The 19,871-nt window shown below is 35.4% G+C and carries 28 protein-coding genes; 12 read left to right on the forward strand and 16 right to left on the reverse strand.

Annotation, left to right across the window (positions count from 1 at the left end; all coding sequences use genetic code 11):
* Positions 1-57: 57 nt before the first annotated feature.
* Together ACVWXS_RS04270 and ACVWXS_RS04275 are read right to left on the reverse strand one after the other, a co-directional pair.
* Positions 58-375: a hypothetical protein gene (locus tag ACVWXS_RS04270; protein WP_456956339.1), complete on the reverse strand. Its 318-nt coding sequence runs from the start codon at positions 373-375 to the stop codon at positions 58-60.
* A 321-nt stretch (positions 376-696) separates the two neighbouring features.
* Complete coding sequence (locus ACVWXS_RS04275; protein WP_456956341.1) at positions 697-2,094, reverse strand: MFS transporter; 1,398 nt, start codon at positions 2,092-2,094, stop codon at positions 697-699.
* A gap of 113 nt (positions 2,095-2,207) precedes the next feature.
* Between ACVWXS_RS04275 and ACVWXS_RS04280 the strand changes: the two genes are divergently transcribed.
* The gene (locus ACVWXS_RS04280; protein ID WP_368634975.1) at positions 2,208-3,095 is read left to right on the forward strand and encodes a LysR family transcriptional regulator; all 888 of its coding nucleotides are present in this window, start codon (positions 2,208-2,210) and stop codon (positions 3,093-3,095) included.
* A 257-nt stretch (positions 3,096-3,352) separates the two neighbouring features.
* Here the strand turns inward: ACVWXS_RS04280 and ACVWXS_RS04285 are convergent, their stop codons facing one another.
* Complete coding sequence (locus ACVWXS_RS04285; RefSeq protein WP_456956344.1) at positions 3,353-3,616, reverse strand: hypothetical protein; 264 nt, start codon at positions 3,614-3,616, stop codon at positions 3,353-3,355.
* Positions 3,617-3,915: 299 nt separating this feature from the next.
* On the opposite strand from ACVWXS_RS04285, the gene ACVWXS_RS04290 reads away from it, so the two are divergent.
* Both ACVWXS_RS04290 and ACVWXS_RS04295 read left to right on the forward strand, forming a co-directional pair.
* Positions 3,916-4,299, forward strand: coding sequence for a YmaF family protein (locus ACVWXS_RS04290; protein ID WP_402985730.1), 384 nt, complete (start codon positions 3,916-3,918; stop codon positions 4,297-4,299).
* A gap of 716 nt (positions 4,300-5,015) precedes the next feature.
* Entirely contained in the window at positions 5,016-5,207 is a 192-nt protein-coding gene (locus ACVWXS_RS04295) for an SHOCT domain-containing protein (RefSeq protein ID WP_456956346.1), read from the forward strand.
* Positions 5,208-5,250: 43 nt separating this feature from the next.
* Here ACVWXS_RS04295 and ACVWXS_RS04300 read toward each other — a convergent pair whose 3' ends face one another.
* The 4 genes from ACVWXS_RS04300 to ACVWXS_RS04315 form a co-directional block, all read right to left on the reverse strand.
* Complete coding sequence (locus ACVWXS_RS04300; RefSeq protein ID WP_368634978.1) at positions 5,251-5,451, reverse strand: cold-shock protein; 201 nt, start codon at positions 5,449-5,451, stop codon at positions 5,251-5,253.
* A 308-nt stretch (positions 5,452-5,759) separates the two neighbouring features.
* Positions 5,760-6,965, reverse strand: a complete 1,206-nt coding sequence (locus ACVWXS_RS04305) for an EAL domain-containing protein (RefSeq protein ID WP_374966480.1) — start codon at positions 6,963-6,965, stop codon at positions 5,760-5,762.
* Between the two features lie 667 nt (positions 6,966-7,632).
* Positions 7,633-8,007 carry a DUF423 domain-containing protein gene (locus ACVWXS_RS04310; RefSeq protein ID WP_427418891.1) on the reverse strand — a complete coding sequence of 125 codons (375 nt, stop codon included), beginning with the start codon at positions 8,005-8,007 and terminating at the stop codon, positions 7,633-7,635.
* 11 nt (positions 8,008-8,018) lie between these two features.
* Positions 8,019-8,444, reverse strand: coding sequence for an acyl-CoA thioesterase (locus ACVWXS_RS04315; protein ID WP_068984419.1), 426 nt, complete (start codon positions 8,442-8,444; stop codon positions 8,019-8,021).
* Between the two features lie 298 nt (positions 8,445-8,742).
* On the opposite strand from ACVWXS_RS04315, the gene ACVWXS_RS04320 reads away from it, so the two are divergent.
* The 5 genes from ACVWXS_RS04320 (at position 8,743) to ACVWXS_RS04340 (ending at position 10,617) form a co-directional block, all read left to right on the forward strand.
* Entirely contained in the window at positions 8,743-8,889 is a 147-nt protein-coding gene (locus ACVWXS_RS04320) for a hypothetical protein (RefSeq protein WP_456956350.1), read from the forward strand.
* 143 nt (positions 8,890-9,032) lie between these two features.
* Positions 9,033-9,299 carry a hypothetical protein gene (locus ACVWXS_RS04325; RefSeq protein ID WP_456956352.1) on the forward strand — a complete coding sequence of 89 codons (267 nt, stop codon included), beginning with the start codon at positions 9,033-9,035 and terminating at the stop codon, positions 9,297-9,299.
* 240 nt (positions 9,300-9,539) lie between these two features.
* Positions 9,540-9,767 carry a spore coat associated protein CotJA gene (locus ACVWXS_RS04330; protein WP_456956354.1) on the forward strand — a complete coding sequence of 76 codons (228 nt, stop codon included), beginning with the start codon at positions 9,540-9,542 and terminating at the stop codon, positions 9,765-9,767.
* A complete protein-coding gene (locus ACVWXS_RS04335) occupies positions 9,760-10,023 on the forward strand; it encodes a spore coat protein CotJB (protein ID WP_456956356.1) in 264 nt (87 codons plus the stop codon). The genes ACVWXS_RS04330 and ACVWXS_RS04335 overlap by 8 nt, the downstream gene beginning before the upstream one ends.
* 24 nt (positions 10,024-10,047) lie before the next feature.
* The gene (locus tag ACVWXS_RS04340; RefSeq protein ID WP_456956358.1) at positions 10,048-10,617 is read left to right on the forward strand and encodes a manganese catalase family protein; all 570 of its coding nucleotides are present in this window, start codon (positions 10,048-10,050) and stop codon (positions 10,615-10,617) included.
* 274 nt (positions 10,618-10,891) lie between these two features.
* Here ACVWXS_RS04340 and ACVWXS_RS04345 read toward each other — a convergent pair whose 3' ends face one another.
* The 6 genes from ACVWXS_RS04345 to ACVWXS_RS04370 form a co-directional block, all read right to left on the reverse strand.
* Positions 10,892-11,653 (reverse strand): DUF2935 domain-containing protein, encoded by a 762-nt coding sequence (locus tag ACVWXS_RS04345; protein ID WP_456956360.1) that lies wholly within the window; start codon positions 11,651-11,653, stop codon positions 10,892-10,894.
* Between the two features lie 60 nt (positions 11,654-11,713).
* Entirely contained in the window at positions 11,714-12,001 is a 288-nt protein-coding gene (locus ACVWXS_RS04350; RefSeq protein WP_456956362.1) for a hypothetical protein, read from the reverse strand.
* Positions 11,998-12,261: a phage holin gene (locus ACVWXS_RS04355; RefSeq protein ID WP_456956364.1), complete on the reverse strand. Its 264-nt coding sequence runs from the start codon at positions 12,259-12,261 to the stop codon at positions 11,998-12,000. Before ACVWXS_RS04355 ends, ACVWXS_RS04350 begins: the two co-directional genes overlap by 4 nt.
* Positions 12,251-12,520 (reverse strand): hypothetical protein, encoded by a 270-nt coding sequence (locus tag ACVWXS_RS04360; protein WP_456956366.1) that lies wholly within the window; start codon positions 12,518-12,520, stop codon positions 12,251-12,253. Before ACVWXS_RS04360 ends, ACVWXS_RS04355 begins: the two co-directional genes overlap by 11 nt.
* 512 nt (positions 12,521-13,032) lie before the next feature.
* Positions 13,033-13,512: a GNAT family N-acetyltransferase gene (locus tag ACVWXS_RS04365; RefSeq protein WP_456956368.1), complete on the reverse strand. Its 480-nt coding sequence runs from the start codon at positions 13,510-13,512 to the stop codon at positions 13,033-13,035.
* A gap of 332 nt (positions 13,513-13,844) precedes the next feature.
* Positions 13,845-14,003: a hypothetical protein gene (locus ACVWXS_RS04370; RefSeq protein WP_456956370.1), complete on the reverse strand. Its 159-nt coding sequence runs from the start codon at positions 14,001-14,003 to the stop codon at positions 13,845-13,847.
* A 307-nt stretch (positions 14,004-14,310) separates the two neighbouring features.
* Here ACVWXS_RS04370 and ACVWXS_RS04375 point away from each other — a divergent pair, with 307 nt between their 5' ends.
* The gene (locus ACVWXS_RS04375; RefSeq protein WP_456956372.1) at positions 14,311-14,820 is read left to right on the forward strand and encodes a DUF3231 family protein; all 510 of its coding nucleotides are present in this window, start codon (positions 14,311-14,313) and stop codon (positions 14,818-14,820) included.
* 95 nt (positions 14,821-14,915) lie between these two features.
* Here the strand turns inward: ACVWXS_RS04375 and ACVWXS_RS04380 are convergent, their stop codons facing one another.
* The 3 genes from ACVWXS_RS04380 to ACVWXS_RS04390 form a co-directional block, all read right to left on the reverse strand.
* Positions 14,916-15,728, reverse strand: a complete 813-nt coding sequence (locus tag ACVWXS_RS04380; protein ID WP_456956374.1) for a cytochrome c oxidase assembly protein — start codon at positions 15,726-15,728, stop codon at positions 14,916-14,918.
* Positions 15,729-15,740: 12 nt separating this feature from the next.
* Positions 15,741-16,214, reverse strand: a complete 474-nt coding sequence (locus ACVWXS_RS04385; protein ID WP_456956573.1) for a DUF2243 domain-containing protein — start codon at positions 16,212-16,214, stop codon at positions 15,741-15,743.
* A 439-nt stretch (positions 16,215-16,653) separates the two neighbouring features.
* On the reverse strand, positions 16,654-16,875 hold the full coding sequence (locus ACVWXS_RS04390; RefSeq protein WP_456956376.1) for a hypothetical protein: 222 nt from the start codon (positions 16,873-16,875) through the stop codon (positions 16,654-16,656).
* A gap of 175 nt (positions 16,876-17,050) precedes the next feature.
* On the opposite strand from ACVWXS_RS04390, the gene ACVWXS_RS04395 reads away from it, so the two are divergent.
* The 3 genes from ACVWXS_RS04395 (at position 17,051) to ACVWXS_RS04405 (ending at position 19,728) form a co-directional block, all read left to right on the forward strand.
* Positions 17,051-17,296, forward strand: a complete 246-nt coding sequence (locus ACVWXS_RS04395; RefSeq protein WP_374966474.1) for a gamma-type small acid-soluble spore protein — start codon at positions 17,051-17,053, stop codon at positions 17,294-17,296.
* A 1,732-nt stretch (positions 17,297-19,028) separates the two neighbouring features.
* Entirely contained in the window at positions 19,029-19,241 is a 213-nt protein-coding gene (locus tag ACVWXS_RS04400; protein WP_456956378.1) for a hypothetical protein, read from the forward strand.
* A 277-nt stretch (positions 19,242-19,518) separates the two neighbouring features.
* A complete protein-coding gene (locus ACVWXS_RS04405; RefSeq protein ID WP_374966472.1) occupies positions 19,519-19,728 on the forward strand; it encodes a hypothetical protein in 210 nt (69 codons plus the stop codon).
* The last annotated feature ends 143 nt before the right edge of the window (positions 19,729-19,871 follow it).

Raw genomic sequence — 19,871 nt, forward strand, 5'->3', positions numbered from 1 at the left:
TTGATTATGACAAACTTTACATGAAAATAAAAAACACTCAGCTCTCTTAATAAGTGGCTAAGTGCTCATGTCATTATATTCTTGAATGGCTTCCTGAATCAGTTTATTCGCTTCAACCATTTCATCATCGTTAATTACATCATCTTGACTGGCTTCGTTCAAGATGTATTTCATTCTCTCAAAAAATTTACGGTGCTTTTGCATCGAATAACCTTCTCTTGCAAAATCAATCCATTCTGGAACACCATCGATAGTAGATCGGTATTCAAATAGATTTTCAATGTATAGCTCTGGTAATTCTAAATTCATAAGTTCTTTCTTCATTTTATCATTTCCTCCGTATAAACTACATACCATATCTAGCAATCGCAACATTTAGAGCGAGTGCTTTAAACATAATCATCAATGCCATCAACACCTTGAATACTTTGGTAAAATCGTCAGTGAAATGGGCTTAGCGTTGAAATCCGCATTTTCCAGAAGCTATTCTTTGAATAACGTGTTCCGTCCGTTTTTAACCTCATTTCCAAGGATATTCGCGGCGAAAGTTTGCGCTCTCGCCTTCCACTTCTGGATGATTTTCTCTCCTTAGAGTTGTTTATCCTTTTGCGTTTCCTGCCAAGCTCGATTCCATGCGGACCATTCCTTGATATCAACAGTTGTCAAAACACTCAACTCTTATTTTTATTTTTTGTTTTACTTACTTGTACTCAGTTCATCCAATTGCTCTGAATATCTGAGCCGCAGACTTATAAATACTAAGACCAATGCAATGACCGTTAGGAAAACTCCAAGCAAACGAAATCCTGTAAAGTTGAACTCACCTCCCATGATGATGCCTGTCAACAGTGAAGATAAAATTGTTCCCAAGTATCTCGAGGTATTAAATAGGCCAGATGCTACACCAACAATTTCTTTGGGAGAGCTATTAAACAAAGCCGCCTGCATACCAACAGCGTTTAGCCCGTTGCTAAAACCGAATGCAGCTAACGCCATGCACACACTGATGACCGGTGAACTTTGCGTCCATGTCACGATCCACACTGAACCAACTACCATCAGTAATGAGGATACGATCAATGCTGGTCTGGGTCCCGATTTACCGACCCATTTCCCGGCTATCGGCGAAGCTACGATCGAGCTCAAGCCCAAGGTTAACATAAGAATACCTGTCTGGAATTCGCTGACATGACGCACCATTTGTAGGTATGATGGAATCCCGAAAAAGAGTGCATAATAAAGCAAGTTAACGAGCATGTATTGTATATTGACCCAAGTCATCGCCGGATATTTAGCGAAAGTGTGCAAAGGAATAAAGGGCGACACCGTTTTTAACTCATGTCGTACAAATATCCCCAACGCAACGAGGCCGATTATCCCAACAACGATATTCCACATAGAGAAATCTCCGGATGATTTCGCTGACAGCAAGCTAACTAGAAGGGCAATCAGTCCCACCGCAAAGAGCAGAATTCCTGACACATCAATCACACCCAATAATTTTCGAAGCGACATGTCACGTGAAACCGATGCTACCGGCTCGTCGTTAGGAATCACTTTCCAAGCTAAAAGAAAGCTCGCCACTACAAACGGAATATTGACGATGAAGATCGCTGGCCAGTCCCACCACTGAATAAGTACTCCTCCTGCAAAAGGTCCTATAGCTGCAGCACCGGATAGGAAAATCGATAATCCTGCCAACGCATCTGCTTGCTTTTCTGTAATATGAATGCGTACAATTGCTGTTCCAACTGCAATCAGCATACTAGTTCCGATTGATTGCACGATTCGGGATACGATAAGCCATCTAAAATTCGGAGAAAATGGAGCCAGAATAGAAGAAACCAAAGATACAACAAGACCAGCCAGAAATATCTTCCTCCGACCAAATAAATCGCTAGCCTTCCCCATTACAGGTTGGGCGATAGCACTAGCAATATAAAAAGAAAATACAATCCAGGAAACAGCGGTAAAATCAATGCTATACACATGTTGCAACCTGGCAATAGCAACAGAAATCATCGATGAATTTAACGGGTTTAATAATATTCCTAGCCCAACGGATATCATTAACCACTTGCTGGAAGAATTCATTTTTATCCCCCCTTATATTAGTTACATTGATATCTTACTTGAAATTCAACATTCATTCCAACGCATTTCAAGTTATGATATCATTGACCAAAAGGAATGATTGGAGAGAAAAAATGGAACTTCTTCAACTACAATATTTTCTAGCGGTAGCTCGATTAGAGCATGTAACCGAAGCTGCACGAAGTCTCCACGTTACGCAATCATCGTTAAGCAAAACGATTCAACGCCTGGAAGAAGATTTGGGGGTACCTTTATTTGATCGAACAGGGAGGAAACTGCGATTGAATGAATTTGGCAACATATTCCTCCGTCGCGTGGAAAGGGCTTTGTTTGAGTTGGAACAAGGGAAGCAGGAGATTAGCGATTTGTCCAGCGCAGAATTTGGCACACTCAAGCTGGCGGTAACCACCGCAAGCACATTGCCCCAGATTCTGCGAGAGTTTCGTAAAAAACGCCCTAATATCCAATTTCATGTGCAAATGCTGACCACACTGGAAATGGTCACGCTTTTACATCGAGGTGAAGTCGATTTTTGCTTGTCGTCCCCTCCTATCCAAGGGGAAGACATCGAATGTCAAGTTGTCTTCGTTGATCCCATTCTTGTAGCTGTTCCTATTGGGCATCGGCTAGCAGACCGAAGTAGCGTAACTTTGACTGAACTAAAGGATGAATGCTTTGTCGGTGTGAAGAGAGGCTACGGCACTCGCGATTTAGTGGACTCTGTATGTAAATCGGCCGGATTTGACCTTAAATATGTGTATGAGGGCGATGAACCTACACGGCTGATCAATCTTGTAGAAGCTGGAATTGGACTTGCTTTCATACCAAGCACAGCAAAGATGTCATGGGAAAAAATTAAATATCTGCAAGTTGAGAATCACGAACTTGTACGCGATATCGCTTTATTATGGCATAAAAGTCGGTACATGACGCAAGCTTCTTTGGAATTCCGCGAGGTCGTTCTGGACTATTTTGAAACAATATCGAACCAGTCCGATTAATATTACAGCATGATTCTTACTGATTGAATTGGTTATTATGTGGGTTGAGCACAATCATTACAACGGTAAAATTTTGTTCAACAACGAAATCAGAACTTTGAGATTTTAAAGAATGAGGACAAATAGCTTTTTTAAAAATGACAGCACAATTTAACGACATTCATTAATGGTATTCGATACTGACAACACTTGCCACCCCAATTGTTAGATTTTTGGTCTAACAATTGGGGTGCAGTTCATAATGGGTGAGGTTTTTTTCATATAAAACTATTCATCGCTTCTTTTGTCTCAATAGAATACGACTCTTCCTCATGCATTATTGGCTCATTTCTGTCTATTCTTATCTCGTTGCCTGAACCACGCTTCATATCTTCCTCAATCAATCTTTTTACACACTTACTAAAATTTCCTATTTTTTCAGTTAGTGTGGTTATTTTTTCTGCATGTTTTAATAGTGCAAGCTCATGTTGATCTGTGATGTTAAAGCTAACAGGTTTGATCTTCCTACCTTCGTTACTCATCTAACCAGTTATAAATGTTTGATTTTTCGTTGCTACTGCCATCACTAATTACAAACTCAAATTCCTTATCAGCTAATTCTTTTCCAATTTCTTTAAACTGTCTCCTCCTCTTTGTAATAACCAAACTTTTTTAGCGGAATAGTCAATTACTAGAATCTAAAAAAAGAACACTTGTACCCACTTTGATTAGCGGGCGACAACTAACAACTTTTAGTATTATTATTTTCCCTTTTAATCATAAATACTTTCCCTATCGAGTAGTATATTCCGTAGTCTAATTTTAAGGAGGGCTCTATTTAATGAATAAAGAGTTAAACGAAAAAGAAAAGCTCAAAAAAGAGGAACCTTCAAACAAGAAAAAAGCTTCAGAAGAGTCAGTACAAACGCATGTTCATGAATTCTTGGCAAGTACCAAATTAGCTGAAGAAGGAGATGACAGGCATAATCATCGTTTTGCAGGAGTTACAAGTGAAGTAATTCCTAAGGGGAATAGTCATATACATGTAATTATGGTTAATACTGATTTTTTAGATCATCATCATGAGGTTGCAATAGAAACAGGTCCTGCTATCCGTGTTAGCGAGGATAAACATGTACACTTTGTCAAAGGTATTACTACACTTGATGATGGGCATGTACATCAACTAGAATTTGCTACATTAATTCAAAAGCCTCTTGTATAAAAGGTATAAAAAAGCTGATTTTTTGTATGTTCAGAAACCGACTTTTTAATTTCTCTTGTTCATACAATTACCCTCTCGTAATATAACAGCATCCTCTCTTTTTACATCGATACTTGTGTAAAAGAATATGAGAATAGGTGATTTCTATGCTTTTCAATACAGTAGAAAAAAATCAGACAATCCTGAATATATATTCATACCTTTGCCAACCCACCTTTGAAAATTTTTAAGGCTTCATTTTCAAAGGTGGGTTATGCTGTCTCTATAATTGGTGATGGCTCCGTTCTCAGGACATAGCTTAAATTTTTTTTCTCTGGTAATAACTTTACCGCCTGATCCGCATGCATCTATGACATAGATTTGAACTTCTGGATTAAGTGTTTTAGTAATTTCATTATATAAATCTTCTATTGAACGTTTTATTTGGTGCAACCAGATAGTAGTAGTTTCAAGCTCTCACAGACAAAGCCTGGTACTATCTAAATCCCAGTAAATTATCAGGTAGCCTGAAGCATTTAAATTAATCAAATTTGAACGCGTTGAAAATAGCCAGATGAGTGCGTTTGACATCGCAGGATGATTTTTAATCGGTAGTACGTTTGGTCATGTTGGAACTATTGCTGGTGCAATGGAGGCTAATATTGGAAAGAATAAATCTGTAGCTACTCTTTTCCTAAAGCGTGAAAACAAAGATAAAGTACCATTAGTTACTAAATGTGATAAAAAGGATCTCGAAGAAGCTTTCACTTTTAATAGTTGCTGAAGAAGAAACAGAAGCTATTCAACCCGTAGCACAAAATCAAATTAGCGCAGCTGATGAAATATTAAAATTCAAGAAGTTACTTGACGATGGGATACTTACTAAAGAGGAATTTGATGATAAAAAGAAACAGCTATTAGGAATATAAAATGGAAAACCACTCAACTAAGAGTGGTTTTCTTCATTAAAAATTAAAGTTTTACGATGTTTGCAGCTTGTGGTCCACGTTGGCCTTCTTCTACTGAGAATTCAACTTTTTGACCTTCTTCAAGTGATTTGAATCCTTCACCTTGGATAGCTGAGAAGTGAGCGAATACATCATTTCCGCCTTCCATTTCGATGAAACCAAAACCTTTGTCTGCGTTAAACCATTTCACTGTACCTTGTGCCATTTTTAAATGACCTCCATTAATTGTATTAAATAAAATCATATTACTACAAAAGAAAAAAATTCACATATTACAAAAAGTATCTAACAAAACACGATTACTCTTTGTAATATGTGAATTCATTGTTCCCTTGTAAACGATTCTATTACATCAACTATATGTTAAAAAATCATATTTGTCTAGTGTAAAAGCGAACTTATTAACTATCAACTAAGATAAATGACCATCAACAATTTTCAAATTTGAGGTACAGAGTGGGGTACAAATTAAATTTGCACCCCTGAAACCTTGATATATAAGCATTTATAAGGCTATCTAAATATACTGTGTTCATAAAGGTAATCATAGGAAAGATCGACGAACAAATACTCATGCTCGTTGATAGCAATCGAAAACGTTCTCGTAATTTCCCCTGTCTCAATATCTCGATAAAGCTCTGAAATTTCCCCGCTTTGATCGTTGCGCATTTTAATGATGGTTTGTAGGAAATATGGACGCCAACTCCAGTTTTTCTTAATGGCACTAGGCTGCAATTCCCACTGTCCATCAATACGCATTACGTTTGGAGATAGTTGGAAGCCATCTTCATTACAAATATACAACCTGAATGAATAACTATCCAACAGCTTAGCTAAATGCTCTAAATGTGAGATGTTATCACTAGAAGGCTTAATACGATGAACAATTGCTTCTAGCTCCTCCCGCAGTTTTTTCAGTTGAAAATATTGCGCCTCTAATATTTTCTTTTCAGTGGTAATAAATTGCTGGCACTCCTCTTTAAACCGCTCCTTTAAAATATCCTTCTCAACAAATGTCAGTGCAGGATTTGCTAAGTATCGTCCTTGATAGAAACGCCCTCCATTTTTCCAGGCAAACTGTAATTGATAAACAGTTTCGATTCCTTCAAATAAGAGGTTTGCCCCAATTTTATAAGCTAGACTACCTATTGCTGATATCATATCCGACTGCGCAGACCACGAATCATAATTTAAATCTCGAATATTAACCTTTAAAATTTGTGGGGATAATAGAGCAATATGTTCTAAATGACTCTCCGCTCCCACTTCTTGCACGGCAATTTTCACACCAAAAGTCGTAAAGTAACGTAGTGCATGATGCAACTTATTAATATCACCTAAAAAACGGTGTTCAGAAACAACTAACACAATACGATGTAACTCTTCTTCACTTATATATTGTTGAATAATATTAAAGTGACTTTCGCCGAAATCCTGCATCAGTACGTTCGGATTACTTGGAATATATATATCAAATTCCGGTGCAATTTCTTCTATTCTTGCTAATGCAGAATGTAGAATTTTATGTTCCATGTCAATACGGTACTCTTCTGGAATATCTTCATTATTTACAAAATCTTTTAAATTAATTTGTTGACCTTCAATTTGTAACTGTCCGGAAATTTCGTAGGCAATCACCGTATGCGCATCCGCGCTAAATATAGGTTGAAAATACCCATGTATTTGATCTAAATTTGTTAACACTTCAATTGCGTCCATTGTCGAAACCCCCATACATGAATAACGCCATAACTGTTATTCAAGAATAGCATTACATTCACAGCTCATTTCATAAAAAAAGCTCTCTGACTGTATAATAATTCGTTTATGGTAAATTCGCAACTTCACTTGGCAAAATTTGATGGAAATAATTGTTCTGAATTTTCAGACGAAAATTACCAAACTGTTTTTAAAACGAGGTAGCTACCAATTCATTTTTACAATAAGGGATCCTAAAAAAAATTACTTTATTAAGTTTCTAATACATAAAAATTGCTAAATTGACCATCACTTTAATTAAGGATCACTGTTTTTCATGTACTGCTGTGTAAAAAATGTAAAAATTTCTTTATCACTATAACTTATGCAACTAACCGCAACGAATGCCGTGATAATTAGAGTTATTCATCCAATTTACTTATATTTTCAGTCGTTCACCCATTTATTCAAATTAATTGAGCTATTGTCGCTTTATCTACTTTTCATGATCAATATGGCTCGGCATAATTGCGTCAGGATTCGTCTTTCAGCCATTCTAACACGAAGCGGTGAAATTAAGGGATCTCCACATGCTTCATGTTTTTCAAACAACATGCAAAAAAACGAGGTCATACCATCTGCTAGTATACCTCGTTTAATTTTGTTTAGATCGATATTTAATTGTTTCTTAAGCAAATGCAGAAATAGCAACTAGCACCCAGGCAACGATAAATAACATACCGCCGATTGGTGTAATCGCTCCAAGCTTTTTCACGCCTGTAACGGCTAAAACATATAAACTACCTGAGAAAAACACAATACCACCAAACATTAAATAACCTGCCCAAGAAAGCATACTAGATGCTCCTAAAAGGGCGTCACTAGATAAAATACCAAGTCCCAATAAACCTAATGAGTGATACATATGATATTGTACCGCAGTTTCCCAAATGGCCGCATAATGTGGTGACGCAAATTTATCTTTAAGTGCATGTGCCCCAAAAGCACCTAGCACAACACCAAGACAAGCCATAATAGCCCCTAAAGCTAATAACATTTCCATATATACGTCTCCTATTTCGTCTCACATGCGATTTCTTTATATTTTGCATCCCATGCTGGATCAATTTTACTCAGGGATACCGGACGTAACGTATCTTTATGCGCTAAAATATGTACGGACTGAGCAGTCGCAGCTATTGTGCCATCTTCATGTAATATTTCATAGCCATATGTTGTACGTAAACGATCATGTTTTTCCACCCATGTACGCACAGTTGCTACTTGACCATAATGCATAGCTGCCTTATAAGAAATGGATAAATCCATCACTGGTGAAACATAACCATCTTTTTCTAACGCTGCATACTCAAAGCCTGCATCATTTACTAACTGTGAACGACCAATCTCCATCCAAATGATGTAGTTGGCATGATACACCACGCCCATTTGGTCAGTCTCAGCATATCGAATTTCAATTTGTTTCTCACTAACAAACATTTTCTTCACCTCGTCCTTCATTATAGCGTAAAAATATTGATTTGGCGGGTTTTTGCTCTATTGATTTTGTGAGGTGAAAAAATAATTGTTCGATTAAGTGTGATAATTATTGGAAAAACAAATTTATTATATGTTTATTTCTACTTCATATAAACTCGTATAAAATCTTTTAATTGGGGTACTTCTGGGGTACCATTATTTTAAACATTAAATACAACAGCACTGAGCAGGTACAATACTATAAATATATATTCATTAAAAAATCACTCATTTTTATATTCGAATGAGTGATTTTTTTATGTCCATTTCTATATCTGAAAACAACGAATTGTCACCACAGAAATTAGTGGATATCATAAGAACAATACTGACAACACTTGCCATTATTAATACAATATTAACAATGATAGCGATTAAAGGTATGGTCAGTTCAAAGAATAGATAAATCATTACATATCTACATTTAATTTTTTTGAAATTTTATAATGATAGGTGGATTTATTAGTGGAATTATTTGAATATATTTAAAGGAGACAAGGTTCATAACAAACAAGGAATGAATCCGCATTCGTAACATCTTTGCTTTATATGATGTGGGCTGATGGAAGCTGCACCGCATTAACTGATGCTCAAAAAATGTGCTTAGTTAATATTATTGATTCATCTTTATCTGATGGTGACGCTGAAACTCAAGAACAACAACTAATCGCTAAATTCTTAAAAGCTTTCGAGATTTCTGAAGAAAGATTCAAACCTTTTTTCGAAGTCATTTTATTAAAAAATAATCGTTCGGTATTCTTAAATCCGAACCATGCTAAAAATCAAAGTAGATATAAAGTAAACCTTTCAAAATAAAAGCAAGAAAGTCACTCATCATTTTTCAAATGAGTGACTTTTTTCATTGCATTTGTTTTCTTTTTCATTCTAGTCATCATAATAACACTGGATAATGTCCCCCTTTCTGCCCAAGCACCAAAAATACACGAAGTTAATTACTGAGCCACAACTTTAGTGACATATCATTTCTATCAGAATAAAAATTTTATCCTTCTCATATACTCAACTGATGTAAATGTTTACAGAAGGGAGGATGCCATGTTTACGCAATATAAGTATTGGAAGCCTTATATTAGTCCATTTGATCCATGTCCACCAATCAGAGTTAAATGCTATGCTACACCTCCACAATTGTATATGGGTTTTCAACCACCTGGATTACCACAATTTCAATCTCCTAAAGAAGCTCTTAAAGCAGGAACGTTATGGCCACAATTATTTAGTCCCTATCCCAATCCTGAAAAAGGAGGGATGAAGCATGAGTAAAGAGATGTCGCCCGAATTTTATAAACTTTTGGAAGAAATTCAAGCAATAGATTTTGTAATAGTGGAATTGAATCTTTATTTAGATACTCATCCCTACGATTATGATGCTATTCAGCAATTTAATGAAAACACAGAAAAAAGTATGAAACTTAAGGTTGATTTTGAGCAAAAATTTGGTCCACTTATGAATTTCGGTAGGAGTTATTCTAATTTTCCTTTTAATTGGATTGATACACCATGGCCATGGCAAGTATAACATGATAACTAGGAGGAATTATTTTTGTGGTATTATGAAAAGAAGCTCCAATATCCTGTGAAGGTGAGTACATGTAACCCTATGCTAGCTAAGTATTTAGTTGAGCAATATGGTGGTGCAGATGGAGAATTAGCAGCAGCTCTTCGCTATATGAATCAGCGCTACACTATTCCCGATAAAGTTGTCGGATTATTAACCGATATAGCGACAGAAGAGTTTTCCCACTTAGAGATGATTGCTACGATGATCTATAAACTTACGAAAGATGCAACTCCAGAAATGCTAAAAGAAGCTGGTCTTGGTGATCACTATGTGAATCATGATAGGGCATTATTTTATCAGAATGCAGCTGGTTCACCGTTTACTGCAACATATATTCAGGCTAAAGGGGATCCGATTGCTGATTTGTATGAGGATATTGCAGCAGAAGAAAAAGCACGAGCGACCTATCAATGGATTATTGATTTATCTGATGATACTGATTTGAATGATAGCTTAAAATTTTTACGTGAACGAGAAGTTGTCCATTCTCAACGTTTTAGAGAGGCTGTAGAAATTTTAAAAGATGATAGGGATAAAAAGAAAATTTTTTAAAAGAAGTCCGAAAATGAAATAGACCGTTCGAAAATCCTTTTATCTTAGAAGCCTAGAGATCCACTGTCAGGAGTTGGTTACACAGCATCTGACTGACATAGGTGTTAATAATGTAGTAGAAAATAACAAGCGGAAAGAACGCTATTTTAAATTAGTCCATAGGGATTGAAATGATAAAATCGCTTAAATTGTAGTACCCCAATATTTAGATTTTGGTCTAACTCTTGGGGTACAGTTAATGTCACCTTTAACAGTTTTATGAACTATATTCTTTTTAACCACTTGCTTGTGCTAGCTTCGATAAATAATACTGTTCCTCCCTCCACATATGATCTGCCATTGGCGCTGTAAAAGTTCCTAATACTTCAGCGCTAAGCTCCATTTCCTCTAACTCCCGTAAAAATGTCTTAAATAAAGTCATTTCTATCTCTACATCTTTATTAAATCGCGTCAAAGCAGGAAATGATTGTAAATTAGAACGTAAATAACCAGTTAGCTCTACTGCCTTTAAATAAAACTGTTCAAAATGTTGGGTAAAAGCATTACTCTTTTGTTTCAGTCTTTTTTCTACACCATCTAGCCCATCATTAATGGCGCAAGCATGCCCTGATGCATCTAAAAGCCAGACTAAGTGGTGATGTAGTTCATGAAAGATTGGTGGAACTTCACCTTTTTTTAGATAGAGAAGAACATTTTGATATTCCTCTAATTCATTGACCATATGATTGACAAAGGTAGGTGTTAAATGAATACCAAAATCACCTGTCAGTTGGTGTCTAAGAATATGAAACTTAAATTGCTTGAATTGTTCAACAACTTCATCGACAGTGATTGAAAAGGAAATTGCTACATCGGGGGCATTAAGTGAATTTGCAAAAGTAAGTAGCTGGGAAAATTGCTGAATAAATGAATTTGCGCTTTTAATATCCTCCGTCTCTGAAGGATACAATGAATCATGAATAAATTGACCATGATCTTTCATTATTTCTAACCAAAACCTATGTTCAAATACTGCATGCTGTACATAATTCGACAACCATTCTCATCCCCTTTATTCTTTACGTCCTTCCATTCTATTCTTCTTAAATATCTAATATTAATTCTCCATATATGTTTGTATATTATCAATTTGGATTCCTTTAGGACCACAACCGTACTTTACTTTATTAACTGGTGCGAGTTGGACGATTTTGCCGCCTCCACCTACCCAATGAGACGTAAATGCATTGGCTTTATTACGATTCATAAAAGCTATTTCTTTTTCTAGTGCATTAGGACCGCAGTTTTTGGCATTACCTGATTCATGCGCAATTACGTACTTGGCAGCTGTTAATGCTCTGTTTAGCAAACCTGGCATTAATCGTTGTTCGATGACATAACTCATTTCGCAACACCGTCCTTTGACTTGTCATAATCAATTGCTTCTATGCTATCTGAAACTCCCAATGTCGTTGGGTCGATAATACTACCTAATAAAGCTAAGATGCTTAAAACTGTCTCGGAAATAGCTGTAACTTGATCGTTGTAAATTGTCATATCGACATTAAAAATGCCCGCAATTTGATTTGCGAGCACGATAAGTAATGCGATTAGTGATACCCAAAATTGTTTGTGTTGCAGACGTACTTTCCAGTTAATTTTCATATTGTACACTCTCCTCAGTATGTTTATCTATCCCTGCTACTTTTTCTAATACAACAATACGCACTTCGTGATTGTTGATACGTTTTACTGATTCCTTTGAAGTTTCGTCAACTTCGTTTAAATGTTGGTTTAATCTGTCTATGCCATTCGTTAAACAAAGTAGCGTTTTATTCAGATTGTTCGTAATGCGCCAAATGAACAAGAGACCTCCTATTAACGCTGTTAAAATCAGCAACCAATTATTAATTGTTTCTACCACTTTGCAATGATCCTTTGCCCTGTTTAATTAAAATAACTAGCACTGTCAGAAGCATTGAGAATCACCGTTATCTCGATTGCTCTCACAGCGTTAAAATGCAAAAAAAATAACGCTAAGCTTCTCCTTGCATCTCAAAATCTTGCTTTGTAATTTCCTTGTACTGTTCAGGTGAAATTTCACCGAAAGGATTTGCTTCCGTTTTTACTGCTTTATGTCTTGCTCCGGACGAATTTATGGAGCGCAGGTCGGTCGTCGGTCTGTCTTTCCCTAATATTTATGATTTTATAAATACCAAGGGAGGAAACCTTTACCGCGCCGTCCTTCCTCACAGTTTACACTTTAATTTCATTCATACATAAAATGTAACGTTTGATACAAATAATACACTTGCGCCATTTGATACATGTTATTAAGCTAATTTTCAAAGATTGATGCTAAACTTCCGCAAAAAATAAAACCAGAGTTAATCTACAAAATGTGGAATCAACTCTGGTGACGATGGTAGTTTAATATTATTTTATTAATTGTCTCATGATAATTTCTTCGCCAATACGTCCTATTAGCCTCTCATTTGTATCTTCAAATCCTACTTTTAAATATAGTTTTTGTGCTGGAATATTATCATTATCTACAACCAAAACAATTTCATCATAATTAGGAAATTCTGTTTTAACAAACTCAACTAGTAATGTCATTCCTTGTTTTGCGTAACCTTTTCCTTGTTCTGTATGATTAATTGATAGTGCAGTTAATAACAAAGCGTTCAAATTATTAGAGTATTTCTTTACTCTTTCATTTGAATTTAGGAGAAAGAAACCAACTGGTGTATTATCACTTAAAATAACAACACGATACTGTCCTTCATTAATTTCCTCAAATTTGCTTGGAAGTGCAGAAAATTGTTTTTGTTCTTCTGTAAGTACAAAAGAGTTCAATTCTTTCATATATTCACTTGAAAAATGTTTTAATTCAACCCTTTTCAATTTTTCCATAGCATAATTCTCCATTCATTTTTTCTATACTTTACCATCATCCATCGATAATTTTCAATCCACTGAAGTAAATTCTCTTTAGTTACTTTGATTTGCCCTTGTTTCATAGGTTTGCCCTCCTACGGTGTGATATAATACTTTTGAGAAACCTCAAAGGGCATAAACCAATTCTGAGCTGTAGCGTGTGACGACGTTGCAGCTTTTTTAATGTATTAATAAACTAAAATCTGTACAAAATAAGAATGTCTATAGTGTTCTCGCACTTCCTTAAAAGCTATAACGTCAGCGTTATGGCTTTTTTATTAATCACCACAATCCTAAGATTGTGGCATTTATTTCTTCTTACTTTTTTCTTTATTATTAATTTGTTCTATCTTTTGTTCTTGTTGTTCTTTTTGTTCTTTTTCTTCTGTTACTTCTAATTCTTCAGGACTAAATTCCATACCAAATTCCTCTTGCTCTAATTCTGTCTTTTTCTTTTCTTTAGTCAATGTACTCACCTCCAATAAATTTAAATTGTCCGTTTGGGAGTGATTTATACTTATTAAAGGCTGTGACGTTGTTGAATGCTAAGGCAGTGAATAAGTAAATTACAACTTTACTACTTTTTTCACCTCAAAGCAGAAAATCTTTAATAATTATTATTGGTCGTTTCCGATTTAGGGAATGATCCTTTTTAATTTTTTTCCTAAGATTGTGTAGAAAAATAAGTAAAAATGTTTTTTATGAATTTTATTTCAGATTTCACCCATACTATCCTTGTTTGAAATGACGAATAAGCAGAAAAGGATGTGTAGTATGGGAATACTTAGTGGAAATCCAAAAGATGAACCATTACATTACGGTGAAGTGTTTAGTGTTTGGTCGAGCTTAGTTGCAGACTATGGAATGATTGCTGGATATCAAACATTTTATAATCACTCTGGTGATGAAGATTTAAGAAAAATCATTGAAGATATCATCGACGTTTGTAGAGAAGAAGTAAAACAATTAGAGAAAATTCTAAAGACTAACGGTATTGGTTTACCACCTGCTCCACCTGAACGACCTGTTGCAAGAATTGAGGATATCCCTCCAGGCGCAAAGTTTAATGATCCAGAAATAAGTGCTGCACTTACAGCAGACTTAGCTGCTGGCTTAGTTGCATGCAGTCAAGCAATGGGCACTTCTACTCGAGAAGATATTGCATTAATGTATGGACAATTCCATATGGCAAAAGCTCAACTTGGTGCGAAACTTTTACGTCTTAATAAAACTAAGGGTTGGTTAGTTCCACCTCCATTACATGTTGATTATCCAGAAAAATAATTTTCATTACGCCTGACAAACCGTCTCTCCCCAGTTTAAAGCTGGGGAAATTTTTTTGATTTAGAATTGAGGTAGTCTAGAAATACCTAAGGTGCTTAATTAAGAAAGTATTTATCTGATGAAATGTCCTTTGTAAAAATAGAACTTCTTGTCCTTTTAAACCATTGGTAAAATAGTAAGTAAACGAGTCCGATTTCAATCGCATCTCCTCCATAATACATAATCATAGCACCCAGTTCTGCTTGTTCTGCGGGTACATGATTAGGAGGATGAGCATAAATATGTTTGGACAATATCGAATGAGCCGTTAAAGCTACTAATAAAACGATTGATCGAAAGACGTAAGATAGTTGATGTGGAGTTGGATCGATATATATAAAGGCAATGGTAAACAAATAACCTGCTAAAAAAATATGAATGTGAATCAAAATAAATAAAAGTGAGCTTTCGTGCATCATATTAAAGAGTGGTGTAGTATAAAGCAACCATAAACCACCTACATTCAGAATAGACGCTATGATTGGATTGCGTACAAAACTAAAGTAAGAATTCCGTAGTATGCAGGAAATACGACGAGCCATTTCCACCGGGGTAGATCTTAAGAGTAGAGTAATTGGAGCTGCTAGCGCGATAAGGATCGGTGCTAGCATTCCAAGCAATAGATGACCAATCATATGTGCTGAAAAATTAACATGTGAAAGCTCTGCTAATGGACCAATTAATGTTACGACGGCACATATATGCCCAAGAGTCCAAAAAAAAGTACGAAAATATGGCCATTGTTTTTTATGCTGATTTGAAAGAATGACTGCAACGATATAAGAGATAAAAGAAATCAAAAATGGCAAAACTAATATCAGCTGTACGATAATGGAGATATTTTGGGTGTGAGTTTCATGTGAATGCAAGGTTGAATCCTCCTAACGCTTTTGTTGATTAGTTTGTATTAGTAAAACAATACCAATAACAATTAAAATTGCTGCTAAAACGTTCCAAACTAAATCATAGGGAAAAATATCGACGTTGTAACGGATTTGATGTAACCTCATGAACTTGTGTTGAATGATACCATCGTATAGTTGAAACGCTCCTGCCCCAAGAAAAATACCTCCAAGCCATCTTTTTAACCAAAATCCATGTTTTCGATGAAGATCAGCAAGTAAAAAAGAAGAGCCAATCGTGGCAAAAAAGCTAAATGCATGAAATAATCCATCTGAGACTAGTCCAATATTAGCAGTGGATTTATCATAGAAATGGTGCCAATGTAATAATTGATGAAAAATTACCTCGTCTATAAATGCTACTACGCCAAAACCAAATAATAAGCCCGTCCACATATTACGTTCTCTATACTGAAAACGGTTTTCGTGTTTATGATTTTTCTCCTCGTACATATTGGAAATGGCCAACCCTATCACCTCAGTTAAAATTTTTATTAGTTTATCCATGAGGTTAAGAAATTTAAACAATTTATAGGACTGTCAGTAGTAATATTATTTTAGCCATTTCTTTTTATTAATTGCTCTTTTATGTCATCCTTCTACACATATGTATAGTTGTAATGTTTTAAAATCCCTTTACATACATTAGTTTCGGTATAGCTGCTTTTACATCGCTCCTAAACTGTAATTGCATTTTGCTATCCCTCCACTATTGTTATTTTCCACATTTTGTTCAGTTAATCTTCATGCTGTAGCGTGTGATGACGCTGCGGCTTTTATAAACAAACTGTGTACAAAATTAATATTGTCATGAAGTTTTCTCTTGATTAAAAGCAACAACTTCTTCCTCCGCTGTTGCTTTTTTATTTTTTAACTAACTTTTCTCAAACGTTCAAAACATAAGTTTTTCCATAACAGCCCAGACTTTATTGCATGTTGTATCACATTTATATCGATTAAGCATTTTTAATCGTTCGTTTTGAGTACCACGCCTTACTAAACGAAACCCTCTTGCTTCAAGATCAGCAATAGCAATATCTAACTCTGTGTCGTTTTTCCGCTGTATTGGTGGTAATCTAAATACGCCATTATGTGCTGATAAACGATTGAACATTCAATCCATCCCCTTTAGAAAATATTCAGCTTATCGTGAGCAACATGGCCATATTTTATTCTGTGAATATCTAGGGATTTTTGGTTATTAAATATAGTTTGTTTTTTTCAAATCAAAAAAAATCTACGGATAATAAAACATCTTCTGAACAGACTAAATTCGGGAGGTGAAATCCATGCCAAATAATAACAACAACCAATACGTTAACCAAATCAAACAACAAATCCAACAAGCAGAAGCTAACAAAAATCAAGCTTCTGGTCGATTTGCAACTCCGAATGCAATGAACTCAATGAACGAAGAATTCGGGACTGAGACTGATGTTAACCAAGTCAGACAACAAATCCAACAAGCAGAAGCTAACAAATACCAAGCTTCTGGTAGTAATGCAAATAATGGTTACGAAAACAATACAAATTAAGTTGATTGATCCTAAACCGGCAACCTTTTTTTGCCGGTTTTTTGTTTTCACTTGCTGAACATTAGAAAAAGTGTTCAGTATTTCCTATTAAGGTCTATTTGTTATTATTTCTGAAAGACTCTCATGATATTTTGTCGGCTCACTAAACCAACCACAACGACAGTATATTGACAACAATTCGTATGAAAACAATGACCCTTACTTATTAACTTCCCTGTCTTAGCTGAGTATCTAGGTCTAGAAACTTCTTCAACTTCAATAATCAATTGTTTATTTCCGCACTCAGGATATTCTTCATATTGATTCATCTAATCGCACTTTCTGCACAATAACTTTCTGACACGTTTGTCATTTTCCTTCTTTCTCAATCACTTTATAATTATGGTATAATCACACAAAAAGGGGTTTTATTAGAATAATGCTTGTAATATTATTTTTTATATTTTTAATTTGGTTTTTGATTAAATTCATTAACTTGCAGGAAGAACAAAACAACTTACATGAGAAACAAAACAGCTTGCAGGAGGAACAAAACGAAATTCTAAGAAATATATCCAACAAGCTAAATAAGTAGTATACATAGATTAGAAATTCCATCTTTTTTACTGAACAAAATCTTTCAAACCATCACTTACCCCACCTACGCAAACAACTAATCTGCACAAGTCCCGACGCTCCGTAGTTGCCTATAAGTCTTGCATCTTCTACATTTCTTGGTTGGATCATAAGCTTTTCGTTTCGGGCATCCTCGGCACTCAAGGAAAGCTATGTGGTCCTGCTGATTGATTAGCCTTGCTCTACGTTTTTTAACTTCCTTGCGTACTGTATTCATGCGTCATACCTCCAACGCATCCAGTAAGTTGCTGTATAGCATCTGCTTTACCAAAAGCTATATGGAAAGTGGTTTCTCAGGTCAGGAAATAAGAAATAATTTCCCGGGTAAGCGCAAGAAATGACAAGTTTAGTCTTACATTCCAGCAACAAGCGACTGATCTTATCATTACCCTCCGCATTTCTGAAAATCCAAGCTGGAAATAAATCTCTGGTCTGTACATCATTCATCCAATTGCACCACCTAATCTAGTAAATACTCAATTTCGAATGTACTTTCTAACTTCTTTGTAGCCGACAGTATTCGCACTTATCACATCGATGAGGTTTTTTATGTCCTAGCTTCCCTTTTACAATGCTCGGTAGCATTTTTCGGTTCCTTGTTCTTTTCAGCATCTGCTTGTACGAGTTGTGTAGTGTCTGTTTCTGTTTCTCCGCATCCAGCTAAACCTAAACTTAGTAATCATATGCTTTAGATAACAGTATAGGAGCCGTTGCCAGTGGTAAGAAAGTTCAAGATGTTCAACACTTAGGTATAATGGGAGGTGGAAAAATCGAAATTCATTAAAAGCCTGTTATTTCATTCGATGATGCCACAGTATTTGAAATAGAAGTTAAATAGCATATCATTCTTCACAGACAATTGCGGTAGCTTATCACAAGTCACTCAAAATAAAAACACCCCAATCGTTAGATTTTTGGTCTAACGATTGGGGGTGGCAGTTCATAATGGGTGGGGGTTTTTTCATATAAAGCTATTCATGGCTTCTTTTGTCTCGATTGAATACGACTCTTCCTCATGTATTATAGGTCCGTCCCTATCTACCCTTATCACATAGATTCTCTTAGTAATCAAGGTTTTGTAGAACAAAACGCTTTCTTTGAAAAGGAAGAGAAAGAGATGATCAACCCTATTAAACGAAGTTTGGATACAGAACATCCAACTCCCTATTCTCATATCACGACATATTCAGATGGTTCAGTAACTGGAGTTGATTTCAGTAAAGCTACTTTTTATGATGAGGAAGGCAATGTAATTGAACCGCCAATCAATAGTGATACTGATTTAATAACACCTTTGTCTAGTAGTACCACTTGGAGGGAGTTGGAGTAACGGTTCAGGATATAGTTGCGTAATAGGGGTTATGACAAATCTCTATAGTTCACCAGACAACTGAAGATGCTTATGAATGGAATTTTCTAGAATCAAGGTGTATTTCGTGACACGGAAACATTAGATTATTCAGCATATGGTGGAATAAAAGAACAGGTAATATATGAAAAAGATGGAAATATCTTCACAGATTATGTATATTTAAGAGTAAAGGATGACACTTACTGGGTTGATTCTTCATTTTAATTACCTTAACTAACGAAAGAAGGTTATTTTAGTGACAATAGAAGGTTTATTTGGTTTAATCATTGAACCACTCTTATGGTCATTAGTTGTTTTTTTTAGCTTGCAGACAATTATTGTTACCTTCAATAAGGCTGATACAAAAGCAAAAAAATATGCAATCGTCACTAGTGTCTTAGTGTTTTTATTAGTTATATCAGATGATATTACGAGCATGATTGATTTTATTATGAGAATGTCGTAGACAAACTCAAAGAAATTTAAAATTGTCTACAAACTGAACCAGGTACTCATTTAAGTACCTGGTTTTCATTTATAAAGATATTCACTAATTAATTCTTCTCCATTCGTTTTTAGAGCTTACTTTGCAAAACGTAACACTTCATC

It is taken from the genome of Lysinibacillus sp. TE18511 (assembly GCF_054062295.1).